The sequence below is a fragment of the Winogradskyella helgolandensis genome, assembly GCF_013404085.1.
GTDB lineage: Bacteria > Bacteroidota > Bacteroidia > Flavobacteriales > Flavobacteriaceae > Winogradskyella > Winogradskyella helgolandensis.
Genome location: NZ_JABFHO010000001.1, coordinates 2,486,945 through 2,506,564, shown reverse-complemented (window position 1 = coordinate 2,506,564; position 19,620 = coordinate 2,486,945). Strand labels below are relative to the sequence as shown.

Below are 19,620 nucleotides of genomic sequence, written 5' to 3'. Positions count from 1 at the left end.
TTAAGCGTTATTTTTTAATAATTCTACCCATTTGCTACTTAAATGCGTATTCAATAAATCAGCAATTTCTTTTGGCGTTATTTCATAACTCCAACCTGCATCTTTTTTAGTAATCGAAAATCCTTTTACTAAAGCTGTATCAATGCTTAGTTTTGGTAAAGTCTTAGCATCCTTAAGCTGTTTATGAATGTAAGCCGCAATGTCATTATGCAAAACTTCTGGTAACTTCACTTCGCTATTCCCACCAATTTGGTCCACGACTTTTAAGATTGCCGTTTGCATTAACTCTGGCGAAAACGCATCATCTACCTCTTTCTGCAATACGGCATCGAGAAGCTTTTTAATATCATTCTGAAGCGTAATTGACAAATCGCGAGCGGCTTGCTGTAAGGCCTTTTGACCTTTAGCAAGTGTACCGTCAGCTTCTTCTTCTCCACTTTTAATGAGTTCTTCCCTTTTTTGTTCAGCATTATGCACAATAGCTTCGGCTTCTGTTTGAGCTTTATCAATTATGGCTTTGGCCTTTACTTCTGCAGCTTCAATAGCTTCAGATTTAATAGTTTCTATTAACTGATCTAATGTTTTATCACTCATTACCCTGCGATTTTAAAATTTTGTATTCTCCTTCTTTTGGCCAAAACGCTTCAATTAATTTTGATGACAAGCCGACTTCTTCTTTTTTGAAATACTTAGCAAGAATATCCCAACACAAATCCAGTGCATCTTCTAATTCTAAATATCTAAAAGGATCCATCAATTCTTTTTGAAATGCTTTACGATAATCTAGTAACCGAAACGAATAGTCATCCTTTACCGATCCAAATTTTTGTGCTTTTACACGCTCTTCTGCTTCCGATAGTAGTCGTGCCATAACATTCATAATACTCCTATGATCTTCTCGCGTTTTATCATTCACCTGTTGTTTTAATCGACTTAACGATCCAAAAAGTTCAAGGAAGCCATCTTTCATATAAAACTGACCTTCGGTAATGTAACCTGTATTATCAGGAACTGGATGCGTTACATCGTCCATAGTCGTTACACCAAGAATGGTTAAACTACCAGCACCTTCAATATCCGCCGCTTTTTCATAACGACTGGCCAGCTGCGAATATAAATCTCCAGGATAACCTTGATTTGCAGGAATTTGATCTTGAGCATTAGCCACCTGACGTAAATAATCGGACCATTGCGTCATATCTGATAATAGCACAAATACATTTTTACCTTGAAGTGCGAATTTTTCCCCAACAGCCAAGGCTAAGTCGGGCACCATTAAGCCTTCCACAATAGAATCGCGATGCGTATGCACAAACATTATGGTTTTACTTTTACTACCAGCCTCTTCAATACGTTGCCTGAAATAATGAAACTCATCGTATTTTAAACCTACACCACCAATGATAATTATATCGGCATCGGTTTGCGTCGCAATATTCGCCAATAAACGGTTGTAAGGTTCACCTGCTTTTGCGAAAATTGGAATTTTTTGAGAACGTACCAAAGTGTTAAACACATCAATCATTGGCACTCCTGTTCTAATCATGTGTTTAGGAATGAGTCGCTTCACAGGATTAATAGATGGCCCTGCAACACGAACCATATCGGTTACCAATTCTGGACCACCATCAATAGGTTTTCCGTTACCAGAATACACACGACCCAACATATCATCTGAAAATCCAACTTGAATTGGCTTTCCTAAAAATCGGATTTTACAATCGGTTGATACTCCAAATCCACCTCCAAATAATTGTAAAGTCACCTCATCATTATTCAATGCGATAACCTGTGCAAATGCTTTGTCGCCATTAGGGTAAATAACCTCAGCCAATTCTTTATTATGAACGCCTTCTGCTTTTATACTCAGTATGGAACGTCCAATACTATCTATATTCTCATAGGTCTTCTTTAGCATACGTTCTTTGTTTAACTAGGTTAATTAATTTTGTGTGTTGTTTTTCGAAATTCTCATCGTTTACGGACATATAGTTCCAGTCTAAAAAGGCTTGTCTTAAAAAGTTGAAATGTGTACGAATCTCTTCTTTTCCTTTTAGATCTATAGATGCCTCAATAATGGCAAATACCATATCAAACATGAGTCGTAAACGCTCTGGATTGGTCACACCATCAATGTCATTAAAACTATTTTGTTGCAAGAAAACAGCATCGAGTAATTCGGATTTTTGATAGCGAATGTATGTCTCGTCCGTAATTCCTTTTTCTCCCATTAATAAAATGTTTGAAGCGATTGATTTCCCATCACGAAGCAATTCTAATAAATAAGTCACTTCTTCTTCTTTTAATAAAGAAGGATATTTAGAATTACTATCAATACGATCTATAGCTGGATATTTTCTTGCATCGGATAAGGCTCTCGATAATCCCCAAAATGAGCCCGTACTTAATAATGTGGCTTGGGTTACAGGTTCATCAAAATTACCACCTGCAGGCGACACCGTTCCTATAATACTAAGTGACCCAACAGTACCATCTTTTAAAATATCAACTCCTGCTCTATCGTAAAATGCTGAAATCAGTGTAGAAATATACATTGGAAAGGCTTCTGGCCCTGGAATTTCCTCCTTTCTTCCTGACGTCTCTCGTAAAGCTTGTGCCCAACGCGATGTAGAATCGGCTAAAATAAGCACATTAAGACCTTGTTTTCTATAATATTCACCAACGGTAGTGGCCAAATAAACAGATGCCTCTCTGGCTGCGACAGGCATTGAAGAGGTGTTACCAACAATATAAGTTCTGTCCATTAACGATTTCCCTGTACGTGGATCAATCAACTCTGGGAAATCTTTAAAGACTTCCACAGCTTCTCCTGCACGTTCACCACACGCTGCAATAATTACAATATCTGCTTGCGAATGTCGCGCTAAACTATGTTGCAGTACCGTTTTACCTGCGCCAAAAGGTCCAGGATTACAAGCTGTACCTCCATAAGCGATTGGAAAAAGGGAATCTAATATTCTGATACCTGTTGGTAACGGTTTTTCAGGAACAGAACGTTCGTTAAATGGCATGGCTACTTTTACGGGCCATTCAAAAGCCATAGTGAGCTCCTTAATAGTACCAGAATCGTCCTTAATTTTTGCTATAGGATCATCTATAGTGTAAGCTCCTTTTTCTGCAATCTCTATGATTTCAAAATTTGAACTTAAAGAAAACGGTACAAAAATCTTATGTTCAAATATTTTTTCTGGTACGGTCCCTAATACGTCACCTCCTGTTACAGTATCTCCGATACTCACTTTAGGAGTGAATTCCCATGTGGTGACATTATCTAAAGGCTCAACCACAATACCGCGTTCTAAAAACCATTCGGTTTTAGCGAGTTCATATAAAGGATTTTGAAGTCCATCTGTCACAGATCCTAAAATACCTGGCCCGAGTTTTACCGCTAAGGGTAAGCCTGAAAATTCTACCAAATCACCGACACGCATCCAACTGGTATCTTCAAAAACTTGCAGATAGACCATCTGTCCGGATTTCACATCAATAACCTCAGATTTTAAACGTTTACCGTCTTCTAAAACGATATAGGCGACTTCACCATTCATTACAGCACCTTGCGTTGTTTCTACACCAACAAGGGACTCATTAACACTAAGTACCTTTCCTTTTGCTTTTTGCATATTATCTATTTAGATATTAATCAACTACCTCTTAACTTACGCACTTCATCCTCTATTTTGGTGTGCCAAAGCTGTTCTTTTATATCGTTTCCTTTATCTCTATACGCTTTAGATAAATTGGGTTCGTTTAGCTTATCATACGCTTTGGCCAATTCAAAATAAGCTGGTATATGCATACTATTAATATTTAAACAGCTTTTAAATTGCGCAACCGCTTCATCATAAAAATGATTTTCCATGAGCTTTACTCCCATATGGTAAGCTTGCTCCAAGTCCTTAATATTAGTATCTAACTCTAACTTAAAGGCATCCTCAGATTTTAAAGCCAACAATGAACACGGCACTTCACGAATTACTTTTTGTGCAACGCTACCAAGAAGTATACGGTTTAAACCTGTTTTACCTGTTGTACCCATAACGAGTAAATCCGATTTTTTTTGCCAAATAGCACTTAAAATTTCCTCTGCAGGATTACCTCTTCGTATGTCTTTAGTCCAATTAACACCTGCTAAATTGAATTCTTTTAAAAAATGATCAAACCTTTCTTTATGCTTTTGACATCTACTATCGTTTTCATCCTCTAAAGCCTCTCTGGACATTAACCAAGACGTCGTATCAACATCACAAACTGATAGTATCGTTAATTCTGCCTTAAATTTCTTACAAATTAGAATCGCATTTGTAAGTGCGCGCTTTGATGTTGAAGAAAAATCAACAGGGCATAAAATTTGAGTGACAGTTAATGGTGTGTTTTCTTTGATTATAAAAACAGGCTTATCACTTTTTTGAATAATTCGCTCTGTAGTAGTGCCTAATCTAAATTTAGAATCTTCTGTAGCGTTGCCAGCACCAAGAACAATAATATTTGCTTGAATATCTACAGCTGCTTTAGTGATAACATCTGAAGTTGAACCATATTTAAGTAATGGTTCTTTTACATCGACGCCATGTTCCTTGAGTGTATTAAATGTATCGTTTAGTTTAGACTTTGCAGCTTCTTCAAGTAGTCCTTTGGCTTTTTCGCTAGCAATATCATCGGGTAATACGTAAATTGAAGTGATTTTTGATTTAAAAACTTCAGCTAATTTAGTTGCAGCATTTAACGTGTTCGTTGAGGATTTTCCGAAATCCTGACCTAACAAAATGTGATCGAGTAGTTTCATACACCTATATTTAAACCTTGAATTATCGACATATAAAATCGGAGATAATTCTAAAAAGTATTACTTTTCCAGTTTAAATTTTAGGGTTTTCAAAATTCAAAATGCCTTTTAAAAACCCTTTAAATTTATTACATCTAAGATACAAAAAATTAATTTTTAATTGACGATTTTAAATCTATAATTGTGATAAATTTCTTGTAAGAAAGTTCGCTTAATATTTTGCCTAAATTTTTAATTAAAATGAGCGTAATTTCTCAAGATTTATGACAAACAATATTTATTTTTAATAACACGTATGGACTCACTTACACAAATTGTTTTAGGCGCAGCCGTAGGAGAAGCTGTTTTAGGGAAAAAAGTTGGCAATAAAGCTATTTTATATGGTGCCATTGCTGGTACAATTCCAGATTTAGACATCTTTGCATCTTACTTCACCGATACGGTATCTGCATTAGCGATTCATCGTGGCTTTACGCATTCTATTCTATTTTCGGTGCTCTTTGCTCCTGTTTTTGGTTGGCTGGTGTCTCGTTATGAAACATATAAAGACTTCAAAGGTTGGTCGTGGCTGTTTTTCTGGGCTTTAATAACTCATCCCATTTTAGATGCGCATACCACTTGGGGAACGCAATTATTCTGGCCGCTGGATTTAAGATTAGCTTTTAAAACCATTTTTGTTGTTGATCCATTATATACCATACCTTTTTTAGTGTTTTTGATTTTAGCGATGTTTCAAAAACGAACCTCAGCTAAACGGCGTCTGTATAACGGTATTGGACTTACGGTAAGCACAACCTATTTAGCGTTAACATTTGTACTTAAAAGTTTAGCATTCACCCATTTTGAAAACGCTTTAGAAACGCAAAATATAGCTTACAAACAAATAGACACAAGACCATCTCCTCTAAATACTATTTTATGGAATGCTAATGTGGAAACACAAGACGAGTATTTATTAGGTGATTATTCCTTTTTTGATACTCAAGATATTCAATTTGAATCCTATCCAAAAAATCATCACTTACTGGGTGATTTAATCCAAAACGAAAAAGTAAAACAAATGATTACTATTTCTGAAGGTTGGTTTACCATTAACAAAATAGACGATAAATTATACTATAATGACTTGCGTTTTGGGTTATTAAGTATGGAACCACAATCACAAAACTTCGTTTTTAGGTATTTAATTGACGTTGATGCTTCCGGAAATGTTAACTTCATAGAACAAGAGAAAACACAACGCGATGGCAAAAAACTGATACTTGATTTATGGGAAAGATTAAAAGGGAATTAAACACCCTAAAATCATTCAAAATAAAGAATACTACTTCTTACCACTAAACCATTTAAATTCATTGGTCCTTATAACATATCCTAAGCGAATCATGCTCTGCGATTGTTGATAATTAAGCAGCCCTTCACCTTGGCCAACATACCATTCTAGCATTAAATATTGATTAGATATATTGTTACCAAATGGGTTATAATATATACGAGATCGGATTGCGCCTTTAGCGTCCAAATTGAGTCCTTTTCGTAATCTTAAATCAAAAATTAATTTATCTGGCTTAAACGTATGCGACAAATTAATCTGCCCTAAACCTACATACTCTAGGAGATCTGGATTACCTTCCTTATATGAAAACGGAGCCCAAACCTCGAAACTAGCAATGGTATTTTTATTAATGGAAGTCGTGTATTCTAAACTCAAACGATTCCAGCTTCTAGAAGCAATACTATCTCTTCCATTAGATTCATGTTCAAATGACAATGTTCCCAGACCTTTTAAACGATTTTTTTTATCATAAAAAACTTTACCTATAGCAACAGACGGATTAAAATTTACATCATTAAAGGGTGATGATTCTGCATAAATATTCCAAAAAGATTTCTGTGTATATGTCAAAAATAAGTATGCGTCTAACGGTAATCTGCTTCGCGTTAGAACCTGTTTAAAGCTTATTTGGTATTTAGCATTTGCCGTTGTACTACCAATAGCTCTATTTGTTGGAACTCCAGTAATAAAATAATTATCCTTGTGAATAGAAAAATAGGGTCTTTGCGCTAAGGAATCTTCAATTTCCTCCTTAGTATAGGACTGCGCATTCAATTTAGAGGAAGTGGCATTGATTAAACAAATAATCAAAGTTATAATCGTGAAATTTAACAATTTAGTCATCAGAACATATCAAATTTTAAAAAAACAAAATTGCATAATTTAATAACGTAAAATTAACTCATATACTAATGAAACTAATCTATAAACAAAGATTATAACTAAAACCTAAATATAAATAACGATATCGTTTATCAAATAAAGCAATTATATATCTAATAGAGCTCCTCAACTACTTAACGAGAGACTACATTTAGGACTTATTAAAACCTTATTTATCTGTACACAATGGAGCTACCTATCATATTGGTTTTTATTATTATTGGTATTAGCATTGTTCTTTTTGTAACAGAGCTCTTTCCTGTAGATAAAATTTCTTTTTTCATTATTGTAGCCTTAGTGTTACTGCAACTCACTACTCCAGAAGAAGCTATTAGTGGTTTTGCCAATCCGGCAACAATAACAGTTTTAGCTTTAATGATTTTAGCCGTTGGGCTTGAAGAAAATGGTGTCATACAATTGCTTTCAGATGGTATTAAAAAACTAAAAATATTACCACTTATCTTATTAACTCCTGCTTTTATGTTTATATCCGCAAGTATATCTGCATTTATAAGCACTACTGCAGTCGTCATTATATTTATAAAAATAATAACAAGATTATCAGAAAAATATGGTTTCTCTTCGTCTCGTTTATTAATGCCCATTTCATTTGCTGGCATATTGGGTGGTAGTTGTACATTAATGGGTACTTCTACAAATTTAATTGTGAATGCCATTGCAAAAAAACAAGGGGTTGAAGCGTTTAGCTTTTTTGAATTTACATGGTATGGCATCATTTTTTTTCTAATAGGATTGGTAATTATGACGTTTGCTTCCCGTTTTTTACCGAAGAAAAAACAAAGAAGTCTATCTAGTGATTATGATATTGAATCTTATGTTTTCACGGTAAAAGTCACGGAAGACTCTCCCTTAATTGGTAAAAGATTTGGAGACATTGAATTTATGAATCAAGAAGATTCTAGGTTACTTAAATTAATTCGAAATAATCAAGTTATTAATGATCCAGGAAAATATATTAAACTCATGGCTAATGATAATTTAGTATTGATGAGTGATTTAGATAATTTCCAAGCTTTTATGAAGGAAAATGGTTTTGTTTTAAACGAAAAACGTCAAAAACAACAACTTGAAAATTATAATAAAGATGAGGAAAATGACCTCACTTATATTGAAACTCTAATATTACCAGGCTCCAATCTTATTGGAAAAACACTAAAAGGCTTGCGTCGAATGTCTTTTGAAGGTGCATTTCCAATTGCTATAAAAAAACGAAGAAACTTAAGAAATACTCAAGAGCGTTTATTACGAAAAAATATAGACGATATTAATCTTAAACCTGGTGACCGCGTTCTACTTGAAATGCAAGAGCACAAAATTTCAGATTTATATAATATTGAAAACATTGCTATTTTAAATGAACACGAGTTTAAACCCAATGTGTCAAAATCGAAACGGATGATGGCGCTTTTTATTTTGTTAGGTGTCATTTCACTCGCAGCTACTAGTGTAATTAGCATTTTAACAGCTTCACTCGTTGGTGTTTCTGCTATGCTACTCACCAATATTATTCAGCTTGAAAGCGTTTATCAAAAGGTAAATTGGCAAATTATTTTTTTATTAGCGGGTATGATTCCGTTGGGAATTGCTATGACTAATAGCGGAGCAGATCTTTGGATTTCAACACATTTACTGAGTATAATGCGTAACCAAGATCCAACTATTGTTTTAGGGTTATTATTTGGGATCACTATAATTCTGTCTGGTGTCATATCGAATAACGCTACCGCTATTATTATGGCACCAATTGCTATTGCCGTGGCTAGTGGCTTAAATTTAGATATAAAACCATTTTTACTAGCCGTTATGTTTGGTTCAAATTTTAGCTTCTTTACACCTGTTGGCTACCAAACTAACACCCTTATTTATGGAACGGGAGTTTATAAATTTAAACACTTTTTAATCATTGGAGGCGTACTGTCTTTAACGCTATGGATTGTAGGCACGCTTTTATTATCAAGTAGTTTATGATATTGAAAAAGACACCTAAATGATTAAAGTTTAAGGTCGTTGCTATTTGAGTATAACTAATTCTGACCTATTATTTAAAGTCCTCATACTTCTTTCCTTTTGCCATTTCCTCTCGCATTTGCTTTATGGTTAGTGTACTCCCATCGTGACTCCATCCAGGAGGTGCAAAAACATACATAAACTTGTGATACCAGTTCTTAGATTTTTTCATATCCTCCCAAATATTTTTGTATTCGTGCGTAAGAATAACAATTAAATTATAAGAATTTGGTGGAGTTGAAACTCCATATTCGATTGGAATTGTCTCGTCAAGTTCTTTCCACGTTCCAAAGATTCTATCAAATATATTTAAGAAACCACCATGATTTTTGTCCATATACTCAATATTCCTTGCGTGGTGAACTTGGTGCATGGTATGCGTATTAACGAATTTCTCAATAAATCCCATTTTCTTAATATACTGTGTATGCAGTTGAAATTGCCACAACGCTTCAATACCTAAGCAAACGACAAGCATTTCTGGTGGAAAACCAATAATTACTATCCATACATAGAAAAAAGGCTTGTAAAAGATCGTAAACCAACCGTTTCTAACGGCAGTTCCTAAATTGAAATTATCTGAGGAATGATGCACTATATGTGCTGCCCAGAAAAACCGAACCATATGATTTTGTCTGTGAAACCAGTAATAGGTAAAGTCATCTAAAAGCATACAAATTACCCAAATGTACCAAACGTATCCAAAAGACTCGTATCCCATAATATTTGTACGAACACCATCAACTAGTGGATTGAAAATATTATATACAAAATCAAAAATAACGATCATTGAAATCGTTTTTATTAATGCGGCAATTACAGCCGACCCTATACCAAGTGAGACACTAGATAATAAATCCTTCCAATTATAGAGTTGCTTATCATCTAAAATTTTACTGTAAGTCAGCTCTAAGGCAATAAGAGCTAGAAAAACCGGAACACCGTAAACTAAGGGGTTAGTGAAATCCATTTATTACTAATTTTTAAAATATGCGTTGTTTATATACTACTAATTTCTGAAGACAACAATTTGATACATCTTTCATAAATATTAAAAAAAATGTTTTATAAAAAATTTCAAATTATTGATACCAAATTTAATTGGTAAATATACATTAACATCACTAAAAACCACAATTTTTCAATCTTGGTTTTTTAATTTTAAAATTCGATTTAAGTTAATCCAATGAAGTTATATGAAGAAAATGTAATACAGAATAGTTCATAATTCATATTCACAACTGCAAATATATTCTATACCGTATACGTTAATCTACTAGTATGTGATTTAATATTGATACTGTAATTCACTAGTTTTATGAACGTTATTTTTAGTTTCTAAAGCATATTTCTTTGCCAATGCTACATCATTAAAAATAGCAAATGGTGTAACATGATCATATAAACGTTTATAAAAAGATAGTAATAATTTCATTCCTAAGTTATTAACAACGTAAGACTCTGAAATTCTTAACTTAATTATTTCAGGGTTTTGAGCCAACATTTTAGCTGCAGAAACAGAAAAAGTCCCACGAGTACCTTTTAAATCTATGAGAAAGGGCATAGCATTACCATCGCATAGTGTTGTTATAGCTTTAATATATAGCTCAACATTATTTAATTCTAATTTAAAATTTGGGTCATCATTATTAAATTCGCAATAAAGAATACCTGTGTCATCTGTCCAAAATATGGCATTATTAAATCCAATAATTTTACTCATAGTAATTCTATTAGCTTGCGTTATTAAAAATCTGATAATTATTTTGGCAGTACGCTAATGCAACGTTAAAATCTGTGTGTATTTTATTAGGAACAACCTTATTACCCGTAATATTATTAATTGCCAATAAAATTCTTAAACTCGTAGAACGCACCAAAAACACTCTAGAAAGCACTAACGTATTTATTGAAATACTATTAGAGATAAGTATAAACACCTCTATAGAATCAGTACTATTTAGTTGTTTTAAATCTAAAAGAAGCGGTTTATATTGTCTGTCGTACAAAGCAGAAATAGCATTATACAACGCTTCCTCCCTATTTGTCTTATCATAAGTTTTAAAAAAAACTGGACTTAACTTACAGCGAATTATATTTTGGTCTTCCCAAAGCTTAATACCGTCATTCTGAATTACTTCGTTCATAATATTTGTTTTGAATACTTTAACCAATTGATATGCCAAAACAAAAATATTTTACTAAAACAAAACTAAAACACTGATTACCAACAAACTAAACACAAACACCTAAAAACCAAGACATTAAAAAAGTCACGATATACCGTGACTTATTTTTTGTTTTTTATAAACTAACGGAATACCGTCAATTTAAAGAGACTTTTTTAAATCGAGTTTTTTCATTCTATCACGAAGAGTACTTGGCTTTATGTTTAATAATTTAGAAGCACCATTTGGCCCACTTATTTTCCAGTCGCATCGTTCTAGCACCAACAAAATATGGTTGCGTTGCGCCTCATCTAAAGATAAATCTTTATTATGTATTGGATTTGTCATTTGACCGCTTGATTCAAACCCTGGAATAGACAACGTTTCTTCTGAAGACAAAATAGAGGCGCGTTCAATTAAATTCTCCAACTCTCTTATATTACCAGGCCAATTATAATTTTTGAGCTTCCGCATAGCCTCATCTGCTATATATTTAATATTTTTTCCGTATTCTTTATTAAATTTATCTACAAAATGCTCCACCAACAATGGAATATCATCTTTTCGTTCCCGAAGTGAAGGTACATTAACAGGAAACACATGAAGTCTAAAATATAAATCTTCTCTAAAACGTTTATGTTTAATTTCTTCTTTTAAATTTCGATTCGTTGCTGCAATAACTCTAACGTCTAACTTTTTTGTCCCAACACCTCCAACAACTTCAATTTCTCCTTCTTGTAGAAACCTTAAAATTTTTGGTTGCATGTCTAAAGGCAACTCCCCTATTTCATCTAAAAATAAAGTGCCTTTATCTGCTAATTCAAACTTTCCTATTTTATCACTAAACGCTCCTGTGAATGACCCTTTTTTATGTCCAAATAATTCACTCTCCAAAAGCTCTCTTGGTATAGCGGCACAATTCACTTTAATTAAAGGCTTTTTATTTCTCGCACTTATATTATGGATCGCCCTTGCTAATAACTCCTTACCTGTCCCTGATTCGCCAAGCAGCAATACTGTTGCATTTGTAGGCGCTACTTTTTCTATTTCAGTTAATACATTGCTAAACTCTTCACTTCCGTAAACCATTTCTTCGTAGTTAAATACTAGATCTAACTCGTTTCTTAGGTATACATTTTCTTGCTCTAATTGATCTCTAAGTTTATTTAGCTCTTCATTTGCTAACGTAAGTTGATGGTTTGCTATAGCCGATGCTTTTTCTGCCAATTTCCGCTCAGCACTCTGAATCATTAATGAAACTAAATTAGCAATAGAAGTCGCAAACTCTTCTTCATCTGTAGTCCACTCACGCATTACATCTATTTGCTCAAAACATAAAATACCATAAACTTCATTTATCCCTTGAATAGGAATACTTAATTTTGACTTTATATTTAAAGGTATAAAATAAGTATTTAAAGACCCTTTAAATAACTTGTGAGATAGAACATCTGAAGCATTAACTATTTTGTTTTTACTTATAGCTGCAAAAAAACCTTCACTTCCTTGTTTATAGAAGACTTGGCCATTTTCATATGCGTCATTTTTTAGATTATATAACTTTTCGCAAAGCATTTCTGTTCTATCATTGTTGAATTTTAAAATACTTCCTCTATCAACATTTAACGTTTTTGCTGATAATGCGGTAATTTTATTTAATACTTCTTTATATTCAGTACCTACAAGACTGGCCAATTCCAATATAACATTCTTTCGCTCTATAGATTTTTTAGCATTCTGTTCTAAAACCTTTTTAGCTCTTTCTTCTTCGGAAACATCTTTTATGGTACCAAATAAAGCTATAACTTCTCCTTTGTCATTTTTTATATTCCCAGATAAAAAAGACGCTAAAAATATTTCACCATTCTTTCTAATAAATTCAAATTGAAACTTTGGAGCTTCGCCTTTTGCTATTCTTTCATTAATACTTTCTATCTTTTCAATATCTTCTTTCCTAGTAAATGGATACGGCAAAGTAAGGCCTATTAACTCTTCTTTAGAATAGCCAAGAATAGCGCAAGTAGAATTATTAACCATCATTATTTCGCCTTTAAGACCCACTATAATTAATCCTTCTTGCATGGACATTACAAGATTGTCATTAAATTCTTTGGCTAATTGTAACCGTTTTTCTGCTTTACGACGCTCTGTAATATCTTCTATAGTTGCAAAATTTGCCGTTTTAATACCATTCTCATCATGGATACTAGAGACTAAAACATGAACTGGGAACCGATCCCCATTTTTACGGACATATGTGTTTTCATAATCCGTTTTATTTTTATCTTGAATTAGTAAGTTGTAACGCTCTTGATTTTCTTCTTTTAATTCAGGCGGAGAAAAAGGATATGGACGCTTATGCCCTAATAATTCTTTTTCTGTAAACCCTGTCATTTCACAAAATGAAGGATTTACACTAATTATTTCTGAATCTAAATTTATAGCATACAAGCCTTCATTCATAGATTTTAGAAGACTAGACGAAAACTCATTGGCAACTTTTAATTCTAATTCATTATTTTTTCGTTCAGTAATATCTTGTGTGGTTCCAATTATTCTAATAGGATTGGTATCATTATCAAAAATTAATTCACCAAGGGCATGAACCCAAATTTCTTTCTTAGAACCTACTTTTACAACCTTATATTCTATATCAATTTTTTTTCTGTTTTTAACAGCATATTCAAAATGTTTTACTGTTTTTTCTACGTATTCTGGATGAATAAGATTAAGCCAACCCTCCTTAGATTTTACGTAGGATTCATTAATTCCAAAAATTTTATCTAACACTCTTGAACTTTCCCAAGTACCAGATTTTAAATCTACTGTATAAGACCCAATATTAGCAACTATTTGAGATTGCCTTAAGTTATGTTCGCTTTCTCTAAGTCTTAGTTCCGCTTGTTTACGATGGGTTATATCTTGCATCGTTCCAATCATCTTTACAGCCTTTCCATGATTGTCATATATAAATTCCCCAGTCCCATGTACCCAAACCTCTTCTTTAGAATCTATCTTAACAACTCTATATTCTTTGTCAAATTTTCTATTATTTCGGATGCCATTTTCTAAATAATTATACATCATCTCTCTTTCATCTGGATGAATAATAAGCACCCAGCTTTCAATTGTTTTTACATATGACTCTGGTATACCAAAAACACTATTGGCCACTTCTGTAGATTCCCAAGTCCTTGTATTTAAATCTAAAACATAAGACCCTATATTAGCAGTTACTTGAGATTGTCTTAAATTATATTCGCTTTCTTGGAGTTTCGTTTCTACAATTTTACGATCTGTTATATTTCGCCCAATAGACAATATCTTACCATCTACTTGCTTTTTTGCAGAGACCTCTATATCTAATATGGTTTTATCTTTACATATTATCTGCCTTTCAAAAAGCACAGATTCCCCGTTCAGTATCTTATTATGTATCTCTGGATTTGTAACAAAATCGCCAACAAGGAAATCATTTAAGTTTAATTTCGAAAACTCACTTAATGTATAACCTAATAGTTGATAAGTTGCCTTATTAAAGGAATGAATAGTGCCATCCATTGAGTAATTGAGTATAACATCACTAGCCTGATTTACTAACGCTTTATAAGATTCATCTTTCTTTTTAATTTCTGCTACAATGTTAGACTTCTCAATGGCTATACTAATTAAACTAAGCGTTAGTTTTAATTCGCGAATATCTTCTAATGATGGAGTATTGATAGACTTACTATAAACGGCAAAAGTACCTAGAACCTCATTTTTTTTAGATAGTATAGGTAATGACCAACATGACTTTAAATTGTGCTCTAAGGCTATATCTTTATAATTTGACCATAACTTATCAGTACTAATATCCGAAACAATTACCGGCTTTTTGGTAAATGCAGCTGTACCACAAGACCCTGCGGATGCACCAATTTCAAAACTTTTCATCGCTTCGTTGTATGGTTTTGGTATTGAAGGTGCAGACACTAGACTAAGGTGTAAACCATCATCATTTAGTAAACTTAACGACCCAAAACAATTAGGGTGGAAAGTTTCATAATTTAATAGCAACTGATTAAATATCCCATCAATTGGAGTATTTAAAGCAATTAAATCAAGTATTTCATTTTCATGGATTAATAATTGCTCTGCTTTTTTTCGATCTAACACCTCTTTTTCGAGGTCTATTTTTTTTTGTTCTAGCTTACTAATGAGTCGCTCGCTATAAAGTTTCAAAACTTCTTGTTCTGTATATTGAACTTTTTTTAAGATTTCTGATTTTGGTTTAATTTCATGAAAGGCTTCTTCAATCACTTTCAATATTTTATCCTGATCCGTAGGTTTTCTTAAGAAATGAAGCGCTCCAAGTTTTAAAGCAAAATCTTCATCTAGCTTTTCAGTATAGGTAGAGGTATAAAACACAAATGGAATATCATAAAACATTTGGTTCATTCTACATTCTTGACAGAACATATAACCGTCCATAACTGGCATTAAAATATCTGAAATAATGAGATCTACGCTAAGACCATTATCATAACTATGTTGTAATTTATCTAAACCCTGACTTCCGTCATTTGCTTCAATTACCTTGTAACCTGCTTCTTCAAGTATAATTTTTAGTAAGTAACGGTTTTCAAATGTATCATCTACAATAAGAATTGTTTTCTTTTTCACGGTTTCAACTATTTTGCATTATAAATACGTTCCATTTGGCTTACAAAAGTATCTGGATTAATTGGTTTTTCTATATAGCCATCAGCACCAGCTTCAATTGCCTTTTCTTTATCACCTCCCATTGCGTAAGATGTTACTGCAATTATAGTTGTACTTTTAGGTAAACCATTATGTCTTAACTTAACACATATCTCATAACCGTCCATATCTGGTAATTGTATGTCTAATAAGATAATTTCAGGGTGATTTTTATGAGCTAATTTTAACCCATTAACTCCGTTATAAGCCTTTAATAATTTGTAATTGCTCATCTCTAGTAGGTAAGATAGCATATACATATTTTGCTCGTTATCTTCAATGATTAAAATGGTAGGACTCATGTTTCTTTGGGGTATGATTAGTAAAAAAATGTTATTTACCTAAATATATGAAATTCAGCTCTTTCAAAAGGTATCTTATGTAATTATTTTATTCGAGTTTTTAAGTGGTAATTTGAACATAAAGTTGCTACCTACGCCTAATTCACTTGATACTTGTAACGTTCCTCCTAGTTTTTCAATTAAACTTTTACAAATTGCTAATCCAAGACCGGTTCCTTCGTGGTTTCGGCTCAGTCCAACTTCAAGCTGTACAAAGGGCATAAATAATCTAACAAGATCCTCTTTTTTAATTCCAATACCTTCATCAATAACTTGTGTGAAAACAAAGTCGTCCTCCACATCTATTTTTATGGTTATTGTTCCTTTTTTAGAAAATTTAATAGCGTTAGAAAACAAATTTAATAGTACCTGCTCTACCCTGCGCTCATCACTTAAAAGAGTAATATCCATTTCGGTAATTTCTGTCCGAAAATTGAGGCCTTTCACCTTAGCCTGCGGTAACAAAAAGTCTATAGTTCTTTCTAGCGATGCTAAATAATCGAAAGGGTAATACGTAACATTTAATTTACCTGCTTCTATTTTAGAAATATCTAATACATCATTAATTAAACCTAGCAAATGCTCTCCACTATCTTTAACCATAGCAAGTTGCTTTTTTTGCTCATCATTTAATGGTCCTGCCAATTCTTTTAACAATATACCTGTAAAGCCAATAATAGCATTCATAGGAGTTCTTAATTCATGAGACATAGTTGCCAAAAAAGCAGACTTCATTAAATCAGCAGATTGCGCTTTTATTTTTTCTTTTTCTAATTCAGAAGTCCTTGATTCTACTAACTTTTCGAGATTATTCTTATAATTTTCTAATTCTAATTCGGTTTTTTTACGTTCTGTTATATCCCTAATAACACCGACTAAAAATTTAGTATTACTACGATCAATAAAACGCGTCTTTTTAGTAGAAATAATAAGTGTTTCTTTGTCACTAAGAGTCATTGTCTCCTCGTTAATACTATCTATACCAGAATCAATAACTTGTTTATCTATCCTAAATGCTTCATCGCGCTCAGAAGGAGACACATTTTCAGCTAGAGTTTTACCTATAATATCCTCTTTAGGAAGATCTAAAAGGTTACAAAAAGCATTATTCACCAATAGAATATGGCTATGTTCATCTTTTACAAAAACCGGATCTCCAATATTATTAATTATATTCTCAAGATATTTTTCGCTTTTTATGACTTGCTCTTCGGCGTTTTTCCGCTCAGTTATATCAATAAGTATGCCTATGTAACTAATTAATTTCTGATTAGCATCAAACACACCAACCGCTTTAGATGAGATCCATTTAACGTCACCATTTTTATGAAGTAATCTAAAATCTTGTAATAATCTTTCATTTGATGAAGCCGATTTTTGCCATTGTTCTAAAACAAAGTTTTTATCTTCTGGATGAATAGCATTTGACCAACCAAAATTAAGAGACTCATTAAACGTTAGTCCGGAATATTTTATCCATTCTTCATTAACATAATTACACCTTCCTTCATTATCGGATTGAAAAATTGCTACAGGTGCTTTAGAAGATAATCGCCTCAACGTTTGTTCACTATTTCTTAGCTTTTCTTCCGCTTCTTTACGTAGTGTGATATCTGTAGCAACAATGCCCAATGCTATTGGTTTATTTGTTTCTGGGTCTTTTATTAAAAAACTTGACTTTTCAATCGGGATTAAATCTCCTGTTGTCATATTTTTTAAATGCGTTTCACCATTCCACCTATTATCCTTATTAATGGAAGGTAAATGCTCATTTATGATAACGTCTATATAAGCTTCAGGAAAAAAATCTGTAATTGAAACTATATTTTCTAACTCAGTATTCAACCCTATTAATTTTCTACCATTAGCATTTAAATAAATAGGTTTACCCTCTAAGGTGGCTAATCCAATAAAATCATCACTAGTTTCAATCAATGATATCAGCATTTGATTGTCTTTGTCTGCTTTTTTTATATCTGTTATATCGGTAAAATAAATCGTTAGCCCTTCCTCTGAAGGGTATATTCTGTTTTCGAACCATTTGTCTAATGGCTCGTAATAATCTTCAAAATATATTGTTTTTTGAGTTTCAATTGCTTTTTTGTACATAGTGCCAAAAGAAAGATATTCACCCTCAGGAAACTCTGTCCAAATATGCTTACCTAATAAATCCTTTGGGGTTTTACCCAAAAGATTTGCCGCTTTTTTATTGATATAAGTATAACACCAATTCGTATCAAGAGAAATAAAACCATCTGAAATATTATTTAAAGATGTTGTTAATTGTGCCGTTAATTCTTCTTCAGTTTGATGTTTTTCTACCTTTAAATCTAAATACTTCTTTCTGTATTTTAAAATCGAAAAAATATCGCGATCTTGATTGGCTATAAAGGTAGCCCTATACTTATCAGGGTCCATAATTTTCAAGTAAGTATATAACATAAGTGAAAATATTAACGCCGCAAAAGACTTTGCTAAAATATGACCAAATAATACGGCATTAAAATCTATAGCTCCATAATTAAAAATTAAATTAAATAGAATAGAATCAAAAAATAAAACGGTAAATAACGATAGAAAGAGTACCCAGAATAATTTTAACTTTCTAATCTTTGAAATTAAATATTGATAAATAATAACCATCCAAATAAAATCTAGAAGCAATAAAACAGTACCAATAGCAAAATATTTATAATTTAATAAAAAAACCGATGGTGACTTTAAGTCATTTTTAAATGATGATGCAAGCTCTTGCTCGTAAGTAATTCCAAATAATGCTAATAATAAAATGTTTGAAATGATCAATCCAAAAATGAGCGTTCTAGCACTAGAGACCCCTTCTTTTATATAAATTAATAAGGCGGCAAATAGTATGGAACTAAACACAATTACAGACCCAGGATAAACAATTATTTCATCTAAAACTTCAAAATACACCCTTGCACCTGTGAGCGACTGTAGGTATTGCGTAGCTCCCAAAAAGATATAGAGCGGAGCTAAACCTATTGATTTTCTATATTTAAATAATATGATAATACTAGAGGATATCAGTAAAAACTGTAATAATAAAGAAAGGTAGATATTCATTTTAATGCAAATTAAGGCTCTTACAAGTTAAGCGTTTATTATAAATAACATGTAAAAAAATGGCTTTACTCAAATAAAACATCTAAAGAAATAATACTTAATTGATATCGTACTACTTATATTCTTAAGCAAAATCTATTTTCCGATATCGTAAGCCCTTCTGCTTTGTTTGTGAGCGCTCAGTTAGGTTATGCTGCACTGTTGTGTTCCAGATAATCCACAAACAGT

At 32.6% G+C, this 19,620-nt stretch carries 13 protein-coding genes; 2 read left to right on the top strand and 11 right to left on the bottom strand.

Annotation, left to right across the window (positions count from 1 at the left end; genetic code table 11):
* Genes HM992_RS10435 through HM992_RS10420 form a run of 4 tightly spaced genes read right to left on the bottom strand, consistent with a single transcriptional unit; the run spans nucleotide 1 to nucleotide 4,807 of the window.
* Nucleotides 1–594: an HrpE/YscL family type III secretion apparatus protein gene (locus HM992_RS10435; RefSeq protein WP_179319616.1), complete on the bottom strand. Its 594-nt coding sequence runs from the start codon at nucleotides 592–594 to the stop codon at nucleotides 1–3.
* Nucleotides 587–1,918 carry a V-type ATP synthase subunit B gene (locus tag HM992_RS10430; RefSeq protein WP_178984927.1) on the bottom strand — a complete coding sequence of 444 codons (1,332 nt, stop codon included), beginning with the start codon at nucleotides 1,916–1,918 and terminating at the stop codon, nucleotides 587–589. Before HM992_RS10430 ends, HM992_RS10435 begins: the two co-directional genes overlap by 8 nt.
* Nucleotides 1,899–3,644 (bottom strand): V-type ATP synthase subunit A, encoded by a 1,746-nt coding sequence (locus HM992_RS10425; protein ID WP_179319615.1) that lies wholly within the window; start codon nucleotides 3,642–3,644, stop codon nucleotides 1,899–1,901. Before HM992_RS10425 ends, HM992_RS10430 begins: the two co-directional genes overlap by 20 nt.
* Nucleotides 3,645–3,664: 20 nt before the next feature.
* A complete protein-coding gene (locus HM992_RS10420) occupies nucleotides 3,665–4,807 on the bottom strand; it encodes a universal stress protein (protein ID WP_179319614.1) in 1,143 nt (380 codons plus the stop codon).
* A gap of 295 nt (nucleotides 4,808–5,102) precedes the next feature.
* Here HM992_RS10420 and HM992_RS10415 point away from each other — a divergent pair, with 295 nt between their 5' ends.
* On the top strand, nucleotides 5,103–6,101 hold the full coding sequence (locus tag HM992_RS10415; RefSeq protein ID WP_179319613.1) for a metal-dependent hydrolase: 999 nt from the start codon (nucleotides 5,103–5,105) through the stop codon (nucleotides 6,099–6,101).
* Between the two features lie 30 nt (nucleotides 6,102–6,131).
* Here HM992_RS10415 and HM992_RS10410 read toward each other — a convergent pair whose 3' ends face one another.
* Nucleotides 6,132–6,953, bottom strand: coding sequence for a phospholipase A (locus tag HM992_RS10410; RefSeq protein ID WP_229720479.1), 822 nt, complete (start codon nucleotides 6,951–6,953; stop codon nucleotides 6,132–6,134).
* Between the two features lie 258 nt (nucleotides 6,954–7,211).
* On the opposite strand from HM992_RS10410, the gene HM992_RS10405 reads away from it, so the two are divergent.
* A complete protein-coding gene (locus HM992_RS10405) occupies nucleotides 7,212–9,014 on the top strand; it encodes an SLC13 family permease (RefSeq protein WP_179319612.1) in 1,803 nt (600 codons plus the stop codon).
* Between the two features lie 70 nt (nucleotides 9,015–9,084).
* Here the strand turns inward: HM992_RS10405 and HM992_RS10400 are convergent, their stop codons facing one another.
* From HM992_RS10400 to HM992_RS10375, 6 genes are all read right to left on the bottom strand, one after another.
* Complete coding sequence (locus tag HM992_RS10400; RefSeq protein WP_178984921.1) at nucleotides 9,085–10,023, bottom strand: sterol desaturase family protein; 939 nt, start codon at nucleotides 10,021–10,023, stop codon at nucleotides 9,085–9,087.
* A 318-nt stretch (nucleotides 10,024–10,341) separates the two neighbouring features.
* Nucleotides 10,342–10,776 (bottom strand): DUF7793 family protein, encoded by a 435-nt coding sequence (locus HM992_RS10395; RefSeq protein WP_178984920.1) that lies wholly within the window; start codon nucleotides 10,774–10,776, stop codon nucleotides 10,342–10,344.
* A gap of 10 nt (nucleotides 10,777–10,786) precedes the next feature.
* Nucleotides 10,787–11,200, bottom strand: coding sequence for a hypothetical protein (locus HM992_RS10390; RefSeq protein ID WP_178984919.1), 414 nt, complete (start codon nucleotides 11,198–11,200; stop codon nucleotides 10,787–10,789).
* Between the two features lie 183 nt (nucleotides 11,201–11,383).
* On the bottom strand, nucleotides 11,384–15,886 hold the full coding sequence (locus HM992_RS10385) for a PAS domain S-box protein (RefSeq protein WP_179319611.1): 4,503 nt from the start codon (nucleotides 15,884–15,886) through the stop codon (nucleotides 11,384–11,386).
* 8 nt (nucleotides 15,887–15,894) lie between these two features.
* Nucleotides 15,895–16,266, bottom strand: coding sequence for a response regulator (locus HM992_RS10380; RefSeq protein WP_178984917.1), 372 nt, complete (start codon nucleotides 16,264–16,266; stop codon nucleotides 15,895–15,897).
* A 75-nt stretch (nucleotides 16,267–16,341) separates the two neighbouring features.
* Complete coding sequence (locus HM992_RS10375; protein WP_179319610.1) at nucleotides 16,342–19,392, bottom strand: PAS domain S-box protein; 3,051 nt, start codon at nucleotides 19,390–19,392, stop codon at nucleotides 16,342–16,344.
* Nucleotides 19,393–19,620 lie beyond the last annotated feature (228 nt).